Raw genomic sequence first — 13,053 nt, 5'->3', positions numbered from 1 at the left:
CAACCGCGATCACACCGGTTGCCGGCCCTGCGCATCGGCGGTGGCGCGGCGCTTCACCAGCGCACGGAAGAACGGACCGGTCAGCAGCGTCGACAACACGGCCAGCGTGACCAATGCGGCGAAGGCATGTTCGGACAGCAGGCCCTTGTCGCGCAGGATGGTGGCCGCAACGATTTCCATCAGGCCCTTGCATTGCAATAGCGCGCCCACCGCGAGCGCGTCGCGGCGCGACAGCGTGGAAGACGGCGGGCACGCGATCACCGCGACCAGCTTGGCGGCCACCGCTACCACCAGCAGCGCGAGCGAGGCCTGCAGCGAGGCCCAGCCCAGCACGCTGCCATCGATCTTCAAACCGCTGTGGCCGAAGAACAGCGGGGCGATGCCGATCAGGGCGAACTGGCCCAGCCGTTCGACCGGCACGCGGCGCGACCACGCGGAAGGCACCATCGCGCCGCCGAAGTACGCACCGAGCAACGCATGCAGGCCGAGCTGCGCACTGGCCCATGCGCCGGCGACGAGGAACAGCGGCAGCGCGGTCCACACGGCCCACGCCGGCGGTACCGACGACGCGCGCTGCGCCAGCCGGCCTGCGAAGGCGAGCACCACGAGCACGCCGATCGCGAGTGCGGTGACCGGCGACGCGCTGGCGAGCAGCGAGCCGCCTTCGGCCGCGAGCAACAGCAGGGCGAGGCCGGTCCACAGCACGGCGTCGTCGATCACGGCGATGCGCAGGGCGATCTGGGTGAGCGGGCGGTGCAGCGGGCCGAGCTCGCGGATGATGCCGATCAGCACGGGCAGTGCGCTGACCGCGATGCACAGGCCGATCGCGAGCGAGCCCATCCATGCGCCACCCTTCGGCGCATCCCAACCCGGCAGGCCGGTGAAGTAGTAATGCGCCGCCAGCGTGCCGGCGACGAACGGCAGCAGCAGCGCCATGCCGGCGCTGGCGATGAAACGCAACGCCTGCGGGCGCGGAAGGGGCGCCGCATTCGGCGCGCTGGGCAGGTGCGCGGACTGGCGGGTCTCCAGGCCGGCGGTGAAGGCGAGCAGCAGCACGCCGATGAAGCCGATCTGGTCGCCGAGCTTCGACGGCACGCCCCAACTGGCTGGCAGCACGCCGGTGGCCGCCAGCAGCAGGCCGATGATGATCGGGATGACGGCGATCGGGATCGACCGTCCCAGCACGCGCCAGGCCGTCCAGGCCAGGCCGATGAAGATCAGGGCATCGAGGACGAGCGCAGTGAGGTCGGTCATGGCGGCGATGATAGCCGCGCGTCGCGGGGCGTGGGTTCGTACTGGCGGGCGTAGCGGCGGGGCGGCATGCCCGTGTGGCGATGGAAGGCCATGCTGAAGGTACTCACCGATCTGTAGCCCACCTGTTCGGCGGCTTCGGCCACGCTGGCATGGCTCTCGCGCAGCAACTCGCGCGCGAGCGCCATGCGCCACGCAAGCAGGTAAGCCATCGGGGCCACGCCCAACGCGCGAGTGAAACGTTCGAAATAGGCCGAGCGCGCGAGTGCGGCGCGTTCGGCCAGCTGGTCGACGGTCCACGCATGCGCCGGGCGTGCATGCAGGTCGCGCAGCGAGGGTGCCAGGCGCGCGTCGGCCAGGCCGCGCAGCAATCCGGGTGGGGCGGATGCGCCCGGCGTGGCGCGCAGCGACTCGACCAGCAGCAGATCCACCAGCCGCGACAGCACCACGGCGCGACCCGGCCAGTCGTGGTCCGCTTCATCGCTCAACAGGGTCACGAGGTTCGACAGACGCGGCACGCCGCGCACATGCACCAGCGTGGGCAGCAGCGAAGCGAGCAACGCGGGCTCCTGGCGCTCGAAGCGAAACCAACCCCCCAAAAGCCGCACCTCGGGCGGGCCGTCCTGGTGGCCATGGCGGACGTCGCGATCGGGCAGCGGCTCGCGGACGGGATCGATGTGGGTGGGCAGCTGGGTCACACCGTCCGAAAGCAGGAAGCCCGGCGTGGCCGGCAACAGGACGAAATCGCCAGCTTCCAGGGTGATCGTCTCTTCGCCGTCGACCGCCAGCATGCACCGACCTTCCTGGACGATGCAGAAGCTAGGCTCGCCGAAGGAGGCGTAGCGAACGGCCCAGCGGCCGGCGGCGCTGATCCCCTTGGAGAAGGCGGCATGGGGCCGGAGCAGGCGGACAATGTCGGAGAGGGGGTCTGACATCCGGACGATTCGAGAAGAATTGTGGACAGAATGCAATGGAGAGTCCGGTTATGCTCGCCTATCGTGGCGGCCTGTTCAACCACCCGGACCCCACTATGAAGACCATCCTCATCACCGGTTGTTCCTCCGGCTACGGCCTGGAGACTGCCCGCCACTTCCACGCCCAGGGCTGGCGCGTCATCGCCACGATGCGCACGCCGCGCGCCGATTTGCTACCCGTCGACGAGCGCCTGCGCGTGCTGCCGCTCGATGTCACCCGGGCCGACAGCATCGCCACCGCGCTCGACGCCGCCGGTCCGTTGGACGTGCTGGTGAACAACGCGGGGCTCGGCCTGTTCGGCGCGTTCGAAGCCACGCCGATGGCGACGGTGCGCGAGATCTTCGAGACCAACACGTTCGGCACGATGGCGATGACGCAGGCGGTGATCCCGCAGTTCCGCGCGCGCCGCGCCGGTACTGTCGTCAACGTCACCTCCAGCGCGACGCTGGCGCCGATGCCGCTGGTGGCGGCGTACACCGCCAGCAAGACGGCGATCGAAGGGTTCACCGCCTCGCTCGCGCACGAACTGGGTGCCTTCGACGTGGCGGTGCGCCTGGTCGAACCGGGATATGCACCGACCACGCGGTTCGCGGCCAATGGCGAAGAGCGCATGCGCGGCTTGGTGCCGGAGGCGTACGCGCGCTATGCGCAGGACGTGTTCGCCGGGTTCGCCGATGCCGGTGCCTTCACCCTGGAAGCCGATGTCGCGCAGGCGGTCTGGAATGCGGTCCACGACGCGACCGGGCAGCTGCACTTTCCCGCAGGGGCGGATGCGGTCGCCTTGGCCGCGTTGCGCTGAAAAAAAGCCCCGCATCGGCGGGGCTTCTTGGTCACGCTCGGCGTCGCACTCAGGCTTCGACGTCTTCCTTGTACGCATCCACCGGGATGCAGGCGCACATGACGTTCTTGTCGCCGTAGACGTTGTCCACGCGTCCCACCGGCGGCCAGTACTTCTGCAGCTTCAGCGTGGCCAGCGGGAACGCGGCCAGTTCGCGCGGATAGGCGTGGGTCCACTCGCTGGCCATCACCATCGTGGCGGTGTGCGGCGCGTTCTTCAGCGGGTTGTCCTCGCGGTCCAGGCGGCCATCCTCGACCGCGCGGATCTCCTCGCGGATCTCGATCATCGCGTCGATGAAGCGGTCCAGCTCGTGCTGCGATTCGCTTTCGGTCGGCTCGACCATCAGCGTGCCGGCGACCGGGAAGCTCAGCGTGGGCGCGTGGAAGCCGAAGTCGATCAGGCGCTTGGCGACGTCCTCGGCGCTGATGCCGGTGGCGTCCTTGATCGGGCGCAGGTCGAGGATGCACTCGTGCGCGACCAGCCCGTTGCGGCCGGTGTAGAGCGTCTCGTAGTGCGCTTCCAGGCGCTTGGCGATGTAGTTGGCGTTGAGCAGCGCCACCTGGGTGGCCTTGCGCAGGCCGGAGGCGCCCATCAGGGTGACGTACATCCAGCTGATCGGCAGGATGCTGGCGCTGCCGAAGCTGGCCGCGCTGACCATGCCGACGTCGCCTTCGCCGCCGAGCTTCTTCGGCAGGTACGGCGCGAGGTGCGCCTTCACCGCGCAGGGACCCACACCGGGGCCACCGCCGCCGTGCGGAATGCAGAACGTCTTGTGCAGGTTGAGATGCGAAACGTCCGAGCCCCACTTGCCGGGCTTGGCCACGCCGACGAGGGCATTCATGTTGGCGCCGTCGGTGTACACCTGGCCGCCGTGCTGATGGACGATGTCGCAGATGGCGACCACGTCTTCCTCGAACACGCCGTGCGTGGACGGGTAGGTGATCATGATCGCGGCCAGGCGGTCGCTGTACTTCTCGGCGGCGCGGCGGATGTCCTCCACGTCGACGTTGCCGTTGGCATCGCACTTGGTGACCACCACGGTCATGCCGCACATCTGCGCGCTGGCCGGGTTGGTGCCGTGTGCGGATTCGGGGATCAGGCAGATGTCGCGATGGGCGTCGCCACGCGCGCGGTGGTAGGCGCGGATGGCGAGCAGGCCGGCGTACTCGCCCTGCGCGCCGGAGTTCGGCTGCAGGCTGACGGCGTCGTAGCCGGTGCACTCGACCAGCATCGCTTCCAGCTCGTCGATCAGCTGCGTGTAGCCCTGCGACTGCTCGGCCGGCGCGAACGGATGGAGGTTGCCGAACTCAGGCCACGTCACCGGGATCATCTCGGCGGTGGCGTTGAGCTTCATGGTGCAGCTGCCCAGCGGGATCATGGTGCGGTCCAGCGCCAGGTCCTTGTCCGACAGCGCACGCATGTAGCGCAGCAGTTCGTGCTCGCTGTGGTGCGTGTTGAACACCGGGTGGGTCAGGAACGCGCTGGTGCGGCGCAGGGCGTCCGGGATCAGCGACGGTGCGGAAGCGTCGAGCGCATCGATCGACGGCAGCGTGGCGCCTTCGCCGGCGAACACGCCCCACAGCGCTTCGACCTCGGCGCGCGTGGTGGTTTCGTCCAGCGAGATGCACAGCGAACCGTTGCCGCGCACGCGCAGGTTGATGCGGGCGGCGCGGGCGCGGGCGAGGAGTCCATCGCGGGCGTCGCCGGGTTCGATGCACAACGTGTCGAACGCGCTGGCGTGCACCGCCGGGTAACCCAGCGTGCGCAGGCCTTCGGCGAGGATGGCGGTGAGGCGGGCGACGCGGCCGGCGATGCGCTTCAGGCCCTCGGGACCGTGGTAGACGGCGTACATGCTGGCCATCACGGCCAGCAGCACCTGCGCGGTACAGATGTTGGAGGTGGCCTTCTCGCGGCGGATGTGCTGTTCGCGCGTCTGCAGCGTGAGGCGGTAGGCGGCCTTGCCTTCGGCATCGACCGACACGCCGATCAGGCGGCCCGGCATGCTGCGCTTGTAGGCGTCGCGGCAGGCCATGAAGCCCGCATGCGGGCCACCGAAGCCGAACGGCACGCCGAAGCGCTGCGAGTTGCCGACCACGATGTCCGCGCCCATCTCGCCCGGCGACTTCAGCAGGGTCAGCGCGAGCAGGTCGGTGGCGACGACGAACAGCGCGTTGTGCGCGTGGATGGTCTCGGCGTCCTTCGTCCATTCCTCGACCCAGCCGCTGGAGGCCGGGTACTGCACGAGCACCCCGAAGTAGTCGCCGGCGGCGAGCTTCTCGTGGAAGGCGTCGGTGGAGCGCACGACGTCGACGGTGATGCCCAGCGGTTCGGCGCGGGTGGCCAGCACTTCCAGCGTCTGCGGGTGGGTGTCGCCGGCGACCAGGAAGGTGTTCGACTTCGACTTGGCCGAGCGCTTGGCCAGCGTCATCGCCTCGGCGGCGGCGGTGCCTTCGTCGAGCAGCGAGGCGTTGGCGATCTCCATGCCGGTCAGGTCGGCGACCATGGTCTGGAAGTTGATCAGCGCTTCCATGCGGCCCTGCGAGATCTCCGCCTGGTAGGGCGTGTAGGCCGTGTACCAGGCCGGGTTCTCGAGGATGTTGCGCAGGATGACCTTCGGCGTGTGGGTGCCGTAGTAACCCTGGCCGATGAAGCTGCGGAAGACCTGGTTGCGGTCGGCGACGGCGCGGATCTTGGCCAGCGCTTCTTCTTCGTTGATCGGCGCGGGCAGGGCCAGCGGCTGCGCGGACTTGATGTTGGCCGGCACGATGGCATCGGTCATCGCGTCGAGCGAAGCATGGCCGACGACACCGAGCATGTGCGCGATCTCGGCGTCGTTGGGGCCGATGTGGCGTTCGAGGAACGCGCCGTGGTGCTCGAGCTCGCGCAGGGAGGGGGTATTCGACATGGCAGGCATCCGGGAAGGGCAATGAGGACCGGCGCGCGGAAACCGCACGTGGGATGCCCCTCTGTCCTTTTGCCTGAGAGTTTGGAAGCGCGGCGGACGAGGTCGCGTGCTTCGTGCCCCTTCGGCGCCGGCGCTGCCGCAAGGCGGCCGGTCTCTCCAGAGTGTCTGTTGCAGTGGTGGTATCGGGCCTGAGCGATTACGGGCGTTTGCGCCTTCGGCAGCCGGTCGCGTGCGACAGGCTTCTCCCACCGGGTAGTGCCGGCCGATTATAGCCCGGCGACGGGGCCGCCGGCGGTTTCGGCGTACCATGTGCCGCCCGGCGCGGCCTGTTCATGGTGGACCGCCGCGCCCGTCCGGAGCGTTCCCCGCAATGAGTGCCCCCCACGCCATCTCCAACCGCCGCCTGGCCCTGCTGCTGGGCGGGCTGGCGATGTTCGGCCCGTTCTCGATCGACACCATCTTCCCGGCCTTCCCGGCGATGGGCGCGCAGCTGGGCGCGGACAAGGTGGCGATGCAGCAGACGATCAGCGCCTACCTGCTGACGTATGCGCTGATGAGCCTGGTGCACGGGCCGCTGTCGGACGCGTTCGGGCGCAAGCGGGTGATCCAGGGCGGCCTGTTCGTGTTCCTGCTCGCCTCGGTGGGCTGCGCGTTGGCCACCGACATGGGCACGCTGTTGCTGTTCCGCGCGCTGCAGGGCCTGTCGGCAGGCGTGGGTTTCATCGTCGGCCGCGCGGTGATCCGTGACGCGCGCCAGGGCGACGATGCGCAACGGCTGATGAGCCAGGTCTCGATGATCTTCGGCATCGCGCCGGCCATCGCGCCGATCGTGGGCGGCTGGATCCTCGGCTGGAGTGCATGGCCGATGATCTTCTGGTTCCTGGCGGCGTTCTCGCTGCTGCTGCTGGTCGCGGTGGCCGTATGGCTGCCGGAGACGCATCCGGCCGAGGTGCGCCTGAAGGTGTCGCCGCGCCGCCTGCTGCGCGACTACGTCGGCATCGTGCGCAACCGGCGCTTCCTGCGCCTGGCGCTGGCCGGTTCGCTGAGCTTCGGCGGCCTGTTCCTGTACATCGCGTCCGCACCTGCGTTCGTGATGGACCTGCTGCACCTCAACGAGCAGCAGTTCGCCTGGCTGTTCCTGCCGACCATCGGCGGCATGGTGTTGGGCGCATTCCTCTCCGGGCGTGCGGCCGGCCGCGTGGAAGGCGCGCGCCTGGTGCGGATCGGCTACGCCTGCATGGCGTTGGCGATGGTGGCGAACGTGGGCTACAACGCCTGGGCCGGGGCGGATATCCGGGTGCCCTGGGCCGTGCTGCCCATGATGCTGGCGGCGTTGGGCGTGGCGCTGGTGTTCCCGATCCTGACCCTGGCCATCCTCGACATGTATCCGCGCCAGCGCGGCGCAGCGTCGTCGTTGCAGGCCTTCAGCAACCTGATGGTGAACGCCATCATCGCCGGCGTGCTCTCGCCGCTGTTGAGCCATCATGGCCTGCACCTGGCGCTCGGCATGGCCGGCTTCGTGTTGGTGGGCTGGCTGATGTGGCAATGGGAAGCGCACGCCAGCCGCCGCCAGCCCGCCTGCCCACGCGCGCCGGCCGCGCTCGAGCCCACCGATCAACTCTGACCTGCAGCGAGATTTCCCATGTCCATCCAGTCCAAGGCCCGACGCGAAGCGAAGAAGCGCAAGGCGACCAAGGAGCGCAACGTGGCGCGCGCCAACGCGCCGGCGATCGAGCCGCATGCCGAGCTGCGCAATCCGCAGGGCGACCTGTTGGCCGGCATCGTGCGCCAGGCGGGGGTGTGGGTGCTGGGCATGGACGGCCGCATCGCCGGCAGTTCCGACAGCGCGGCCGAAGTGCTGGCGATGATCAAACAGGCCGCGGCGCTGCACGAAGCGCAAGGCAATGCGGTGCGCCTGGTGTATTCCGACGAACTGCGCGATACGGCGGTGATCGAGGCGGCGGCTCAGGGCCTGACGCTGGAGCAGTTCGAACAGCAGATGGCCGAGCAGATGAAGGCCAACAAGCAAGAACCGGCGCCGGACATCAACTGACGCCGCGCGGTCGCGTGCTTCGTCCTGCGGCACGTGCCCAGAAGACGAGGCCGGCAAGCGCAAGCGTCGGCAGCCATACCCAACAGAACTCCGAGCGCAGCACGGCCAGGCCGCGCGCGCTGAAGAAGCGGTTCGCGAACGGTGAAACCTCGATCACCCGCCACGGCGCGAAGTGGCGTGCGTCGGACCACGGCCAGTACAGCGCCACGCCCAAGCCGCCATCGGTCAGCATGTCCAGCAGCGGGTGAGAGGCGGCAGACAGCGCGACGAAAAACAACGCGGTGATAGGCGGTGTTTTCAACGTTCGCGCGAGGCACGTGGCCAGCAGTCCGCACGCCAGTGCGAAGACCAGCGAATGGCTGGCGCCACGATGGCCGAGGGCATGCGCGTAGTCGATGCCGAGCGCGAACAGGGCGACATCGGCGTCGGGCAACATCGCGGCGGCCATGCCGGCGGCGACCAATCGGGGCGGGACGCGGTTGCGCCCCAGCGCGATGCCGGCGGCGAGGGGGAGCAGCGCGTGGGTCAGGATCGTGGGCATGCGAGATGTCGTTCGGTGTGATGGCCAACGTCCGCCGCCGACGTGTGTCTTCGATGAAGTGCGCGTGTGGCCAAAAGGAAAGGCCGGCATCGCGCCGGCCTTTTCGAGAGCGAGCCCTGCGCGGGGATCAGCGTTCGCGCTGGTTCGTGCGCAGCGGTGCCTTGCGCACACGCTCGGCGCTCGTCGAAGGCGCGGGGGATACCGGAGCGTCCGTCGTGCCGGCGGCACGCGCACCCTGGCCTTGCGCGGGAACGCCGGCCGTCGCGCCCGCGTTGCGCACGAGCGGTTGCGAGCTGCGCTCAAGCACGGGATCGGCGGCGATCCATTGCTTGATCTGTGGGAAGATCAGGTCGAGTCGCGAATAGAAGTCGCGGTTCTCCGCATTATTGAGGTTGCCGGAGTTCGCACACGTCGCCCAGCCCCCGTACAGGCCGCCACGCAGGCGATAGGAGTTGTCGGCATAGCGGGTGAAGAGTCCCGAGCCGCTGCTACCGCCCTCCGTGGTTCCTTCCAGCCAGCCCGCCGCGAAACGCTCGGGGTAGGGACTCCCCGCCACCGACTTGCCGAAAGAAACCTTCTTCGCATCGCCAGCCGGATGGTGGATGGCGACAACGTCGGCGTTCAGGGCCACCGGGCTGGCATCCCAGCCAGCAAACGTGGCGCTGGCGGGCGCAGGGTTCCGCAGGCGTAGCAGCAGTGCATCGCTGGCGGTGTCCACGAAGAGCAAATCGGCACCGCCTGTCAGCGGATTCGTCCGGACACCGTTGGTGACGTTGCAGCCCGTGTTTTCGTAGCCCCAGTACGTGTTGAGCGTGTTCGCGACGGTCTGATCGCCAATGCAGTGCGCGGCCGAGTAGAAGTAGGGAACCTGCGTCGACGGGGTGGTGTCGTTGATCAGCGTGCCGGTACAGACGTAGCTCTTGCCGCCAGTAGAGAACACCATATGCGCCACGGCGTTCTTCGCCTGCACGTAGGCGGGACCCAACTGGTCGACGCGGCAGACGGCGTTGATGTTGCAGGCGCCGGAGTCGCCCAATGCTTTCACGATCTTGAAATCATTTCGGCTATTGGTGAGGAGGTGCGAAACCTGCGGCGCTTGCAGTCTCGCCTGGAGCAGTTTGACGTGGGCAGGTCGATAAATCTCGATGATCTGGGCATCGCCGTCCGTGGCCGGCGTCCAGTACAGCCCCTGATCGTCAGCCAGCGATTGCGCCTCGGCAGCGGTGACGCTCGCCACGACCCGACCCGGCTCATCGACGCCGGCAAAGCGCAGTTCCACATGCGGGTGAAGTCCCTTCACTTGCAGGCCAATGCGCAGGCCAAGCGCATCAGGCGAGCCGATCTGCAACCGTGCGACCGCGCCGCCCGACGCGAGGGGCACCCAGCGCAGCGCAGGCGTCATGCGCTCGATGCCTTCGGTCGCCAACGCGCGGCCTACGCCGATCTGGGTGGCCTTGATGCGCTGGCTGGTATTGTTCCGCTCCAGCTCCACCAAGCGCTCGATGGCCAGTTCCCGGTAGCCCTGCCGAATGACGTTGCGGGCCGGGAATTGGGCGAGCTTCCAGGTCGGCGCCGCTTGTGAGGGCGTGCGGCTCACTTCGCCGGTCACCTGTGTCACCGCAGCGCTGGCGGCGAGGGGCAGAAAGACCAGCATCGCGCTGGCCAGGCATCGCAAGGTGTTCGATCGCATCGTTCTTAAGACCTCCGTGTCGGAGCGTGGGGCAGGAAGGGGCGGACCGATGACGGTCCGCCCACGGGTGGGGCTCAGGGCTTTGCGGGCGCGGCCGCGGCGGCAGGCGCCGTCGCCGGCCAACCACAGGTCTGGCCTTCATTCTGCTGCTTCAGCCACTCCTGCAACGGGGCGAAGTATTCCAGCACCGCGCCGGCGTCCATCTTGTCGGTACCGGTGAGTTCCTTCAGCGTGCCCTGCCACGGCTGGCTGGCGCCCTTCTCGAGCATCGCCCAGAACTTCTGGCCCGCCGCCTTGTTGCCGTAGAAGCTGCAGTTGTACAGCGGGCCCTTATAGCCGGCCGCGTCGCACAGGCCCTTGTAGAACTGGAACTGCAGTACGTGCGAGAGGAAGTAGCGCGTGTATGGCGTGTTGCCCGGCACGTGGTACTTCGCGCCCGGATCGAAGAAGTCTTCGCTACGCGCCGTGGCCGGTGCCACGCCCTGGTACTTCGCCTTCAAGTCCCACCAGGCCTTGTTGTAGTCGGCCGGCTTGATGCTGCCGTCGAACACGCCCCAGCGCCAACGGTCGATCATCAGGCCGAACGGCATGAACGATACCTTGGCCAGCGCCATGCGCATCTGCGCATTGATCAGCGCTTCGTTGGTCTGCTGCTGGTCGCCGACCATGCCGATGGACTTGAGGTAGTCCGGCGTCATCGCCAGCACCATCGTGTCACCGATGGCCTCGTGGAAGCCGTCGTGCGCGCCGGTCTGGAACAGCGGCGGCAGCTTGTTGTAGGCCAGGTAGTAATACACGTGGCCGAGCTCGTGGTAGATGGTGGTGAAGTCTTCCTCGTTCGGCTTGATGCACATCTTGGTGCGCACGTCGCCGGTCATGTTCATATCCCAAGCGCTCGCGTGGCAGACCACGTCGCGATCCATCGGCTTGATGAACTGGGTCTTGGTCCAGTAGCTCTCAGGCAGCTTGGGCATGCCCAGGCTGGTGTAGAAGTCCTGAGCACGCTCGGTCATCTGCTTGGCGACCTGCAGCTGCGCCTCGCGCTCGGCCTGGAACAGTTTGTCGGTGCCCACGCCCGGGCCGGCCTTGGCCAGCGCCGCCTGGTAGTCGGCCTGGTACTGCTTCTCCAGCGCGCCGGTGATGTCGAGGCTGCCGGCGCCCTTGTACGGCTCCAGCATGTCCCACAGGTTGCCCCAGTCCTGCTGCCACATGTTGCCCATCAAGTGCGCGGGCAGCAGGCCGTTAACCTGGCCCTTCTCCACGCCATAGGTGGCCTGCAACTTGGTGCGGGTATAGCAGTGCAGCTGTTCGTACAGCGGCTTGACCTGGCCCCACAGGCGGTCGGTTTCCGCGGCGATCTCGGCCGGCGTCATGTCGTAGCCGCTGCGCCACATCTCGCCGGCATCGGCGAAGCCCATTTCCTTGGAGCCTTCGTTGACCAGCTCGACGAAACGCGTGTAGTCCTTGCGCATCGGCTGGGCGATCGTGTGCCAGCCCTGCCACGCGTCCAACTGCGCGTCGTAGTCGCGGCTGCTGCGCAGGACGTCCTCAAGTTCGCCCAGCTGGCGGCACTTCTTCGCATCGCCTTCGCCGGTGCAGTAGCTGCCGGCGCCGTAAGTGCCTTCCATCTTGGTGGCGATCTGGGTCAGCTCGGCCAGCTTGGCCGGATCCTTCGGCGCGGGCATCGCGGTGGCCAATTTGAGCAACTGGATGGCGCGCGCGGACTCGGGCGACATCTTCTGGCCCTCGAACTTCTTCGCCTGGTCGATCCAGCTGTTGAGCTGGGTCAGGTAGCGCTCGTTGCCCTTGGCGGCCAGCAGCTGGCTGTCGTCGTTGATGTACGTGCTTGACAACCACTGCGCGGCGGTCAGCTCCGGATACATCTTCTTGAATTCGTCGTTGACGCGCGCGACGAACTCGTCGGCGGTCTCGCCCTTCGGCGCGGCGGGCACGGCGGCGCTGTCGGTGGCCGGTTCGTCCTTCTTGCAGGCAGCGAGCGTGGCAACGCCGGCGCCGATGGCGAGGGCGAGCAAAAGGTGGCGGTGCTTCACGGGACGTCCTTCAGTGTGCGGCTGGCACGGGAACCCGAAGGGTAGTGAGACGGGGGAGGGGCGGCAAGTGCGACGTTGCGCCGCCTGTTGGGACGGCGCCTTCAGCGGAGCGGCAGGCCCCGATCCTTCAGGAACGCGCGGGCTCGTCGGTGTCGTGCTCGAACCGCGTCCGGTGGAACGATGGGCGCCGCGGCAGAGCACGCGCCGCAGCGCGCCCGGGTGTCGCCGCCAGATCAGCGAAAGGGCAGCCCGCGTTCTTGCAGGAAAGTGCGGGCGTCATCCGCATCCTGCTCGAACCACGCCTGTGTCGACCCCAAGCGGTAGGTATACCCCCAAGCATCCATGTCGGCCATCAGGCGCGCGCGCCCCACGCCGGGCAGGGCGTCAGCGAGGATGATCTGCAGGCAGCAGGTGGCGTCTTCTTCGATCACCGAGTCGGTGGCGTCGGTGTGCACCCGGGCGCGCCGCTCGGGCGGGAGCACGATCAGATGGCAGGCTTCGTGCAGCATGGAGTGCACGGGCGTGTCGTTGCGCACGTAGACGTTGTGGGCGATGACGCCGGCTTCCGGTTCGCCCCAGAAACTGCCGGGAATCGGCAAGCCATCCTCCACGCGGTGCAGTGTCAGCCCATGGCGGGCCAGCAACGAGGCAGCATCGTCGAAGGACACGCTGCCCACCCGCATCACGGAGCTCTCGATATCGGTCAGCGTCGCGTTCATCGGAAACGCGGGCGGAGCGGGGCTCCGCCC

General features: G+C 68.1%; 10 protein-coding genes and 1 riboswitch. Of the genes, 3 read left to right on the top strand and 7 right to left on the bottom strand.

Annotation, left to right across the window (positions count from 1 at the left end; translation table 11 throughout):
• Positions 1-9: 9 nt before the first annotated feature.
• Both BM365_RS04530 and BM365_RS04525 read right to left on the bottom strand, forming a co-directional pair.
• Entirely contained in the window at positions 10-1,254 is a 1,245-nt protein-coding gene (locus BM365_RS04530) for a cation:proton antiporter (RefSeq protein WP_093486967.1), read from the bottom strand.
• A complete protein-coding gene (locus BM365_RS04525; RefSeq protein WP_104367903.1) occupies positions 1,251-2,186 on the bottom strand; it encodes an AraC family transcriptional regulator in 936 nt (311 codons plus the stop codon). The genes BM365_RS04530 and BM365_RS04525 overlap by 4 nt, the downstream gene beginning before the upstream one ends.
• A gap of 35 nt (positions 2,187-2,221) precedes the next feature.
• Between BM365_RS04525 and BM365_RS04520 the strand changes: the two genes are divergently transcribed.
• Positions 2,222-3,025, top strand: coding sequence for an SDR family oxidoreductase (locus BM365_RS04520; RefSeq protein WP_343124171.1), 804 nt, complete (start codon positions 2,222-2,224; stop codon positions 3,023-3,025).
• Positions 3,026-3,074: 49 nt separating this feature from the next.
• On the opposite strand, the gene gcvP is transcribed toward BM365_RS04520, so the two are convergent.
• Positions 3,075-5,978: an aminomethyl-transferring glycine dehydrogenase gene (gcvP, locus tag BM365_RS04515; RefSeq protein ID WP_175502039.1), complete on the bottom strand. Its 2,904-nt coding sequence runs from the start codon at positions 5,976-5,978 to the stop codon at positions 3,075-3,077.
• Between the two features lie 42 nt (positions 5,979-6,020).
• Positions 6,021-6,139, bottom strand: a riboswitch (glycine riboswitch).
• Positions 6,140-6,339: 200 nt separating this feature from the next.
• On the opposite strand from gcvP, the gene BM365_RS04510 reads away from it, so the two are divergent.
• Positions 6,340-7,593, top strand: a complete 1,254-nt coding sequence (locus BM365_RS04510; RefSeq protein ID WP_093486965.1) for a multidrug effflux MFS transporter — start codon at positions 6,340-6,342, stop codon at positions 7,591-7,593.
• 18 nt (positions 7,594-7,611) lie between these two features.
• Positions 7,612-8,022 (top strand): hypothetical protein, encoded by a 411-nt coding sequence (locus tag BM365_RS04505; RefSeq protein WP_093486963.1) that lies wholly within the window; start codon positions 7,612-7,614, stop codon positions 8,020-8,022.
• Here BM365_RS04505 and BM365_RS04500 read toward each other — a convergent pair.
• The 4 genes from BM365_RS04500 to BM365_RS04485 form a co-directional block, all read right to left on the bottom strand.
• On the bottom strand, positions 8,015-8,563 hold the full coding sequence (locus BM365_RS04500) for a metal-dependent hydrolase (protein WP_093486961.1): 549 nt from the start codon (positions 8,561-8,563) through the stop codon (positions 8,015-8,017). The genes BM365_RS04505 and BM365_RS04500 overlap by 8 nt on opposite strands.
• 127 nt (positions 8,564-8,690) lie before the next feature.
• Positions 8,691-10,253 carry a trypsin-like serine peptidase gene (locus BM365_RS04495; RefSeq protein ID WP_093486959.1) on the bottom strand — a complete coding sequence of 521 codons (1,563 nt, stop codon included), beginning with the start codon at positions 10,251-10,253 and terminating at the stop codon, positions 8,691-8,693.
• Between the two features lie 74 nt (positions 10,254-10,327).
• Entirely contained in the window at positions 10,328-12,304 is a 1,977-nt protein-coding gene (locus BM365_RS04490; protein ID WP_093486957.1) for a M2 family metallopeptidase, read from the bottom strand.
• Positions 12,305-12,537: 233 nt separating this feature from the next.
• Positions 12,538-13,023 carry a hypothetical protein gene (locus BM365_RS04485; RefSeq protein ID WP_093486955.1) on the bottom strand — a complete coding sequence of 162 codons (486 nt, stop codon included), beginning with the start codon at positions 13,021-13,023 and terminating at the stop codon, positions 12,538-12,540.
• Between the last annotated feature and the right edge of the window lie 30 nt (positions 13,024-13,053).

Source organism: Pseudoxanthomonas sp. YR558 (genome assembly GCF_900116385.1).
In the GTDB taxonomy this organism is placed as follows: Bacteria; Pseudomonadota; Gammaproteobacteria; order Xanthomonadales; family Xanthomonadaceae; genus Pseudoxanthomonas_A.
The sequence above is the reverse complement of the archived record's forward strand: the minus strand, read 5'-3'. Positions and strand labels throughout refer to the sequence as shown.

Excerpts from the sequence above, each read along its gene's own strand:
- BM365_RS04485 (WP_093486955.1), bottom strand. The coding sequence starts at position 13,023 with ATGAACGCGACGCTGACCGATATCGAGAGCTCCGTGATGCGGGTGGGC.
- BM365_RS04510 (WP_093486965.1), top strand. The coding sequence starts at position 6,340 with ATGAGTGCCCCCCACGCCATCTCCAACCGCCGCCTGGCCCTGCTGCTG.
- BM365_RS04520 (WP_343124171.1), top strand. The coding sequence starts at position 2,222 with ATGGAGAGTCCGGTTATGCTCGCCTATCGTGGCGGCCTGTTCAACCAC.
- gcvP (WP_175502039.1), bottom strand. The coding sequence starts at position 5,978 with ATGCCTGCCATGTCGAATACCCCCTCCCTGCGCGAGCTCGAGCACCAC.
- BM365_RS04495 (WP_093486959.1), bottom strand. The coding sequence starts at position 10,253 with ATGCGATCGAACACCTTGCGATGCCTGGCCAGCGCGATGCTGGTCTTT.
- BM365_RS04530 (WP_093486967.1), bottom strand. The coding sequence starts at position 1,254 with ATGACCGACCTCACTGCGCTCGTCCTCGATGCCCTGATCTTCATCGGC.
- BM365_RS04505 (WP_093486963.1), top strand. The coding sequence starts at position 7,612 with ATGTCCATCCAGTCCAAGGCCCGACGCGAAGCGAAGAAGCGCAAGGCG.
- BM365_RS04500 (WP_093486961.1), bottom strand. The coding sequence starts at position 8,563 with ATGCCCACGATCCTGACCCACGCGCTGCTCCCCCTCGCCGCCGGCATC.
- BM365_RS04525 (WP_104367903.1), bottom strand. The coding sequence starts at position 2,186 with ATGTCAGACCCCCTCTCCGACATTGTCCGCCTGCTCCGGCCCCATGCC.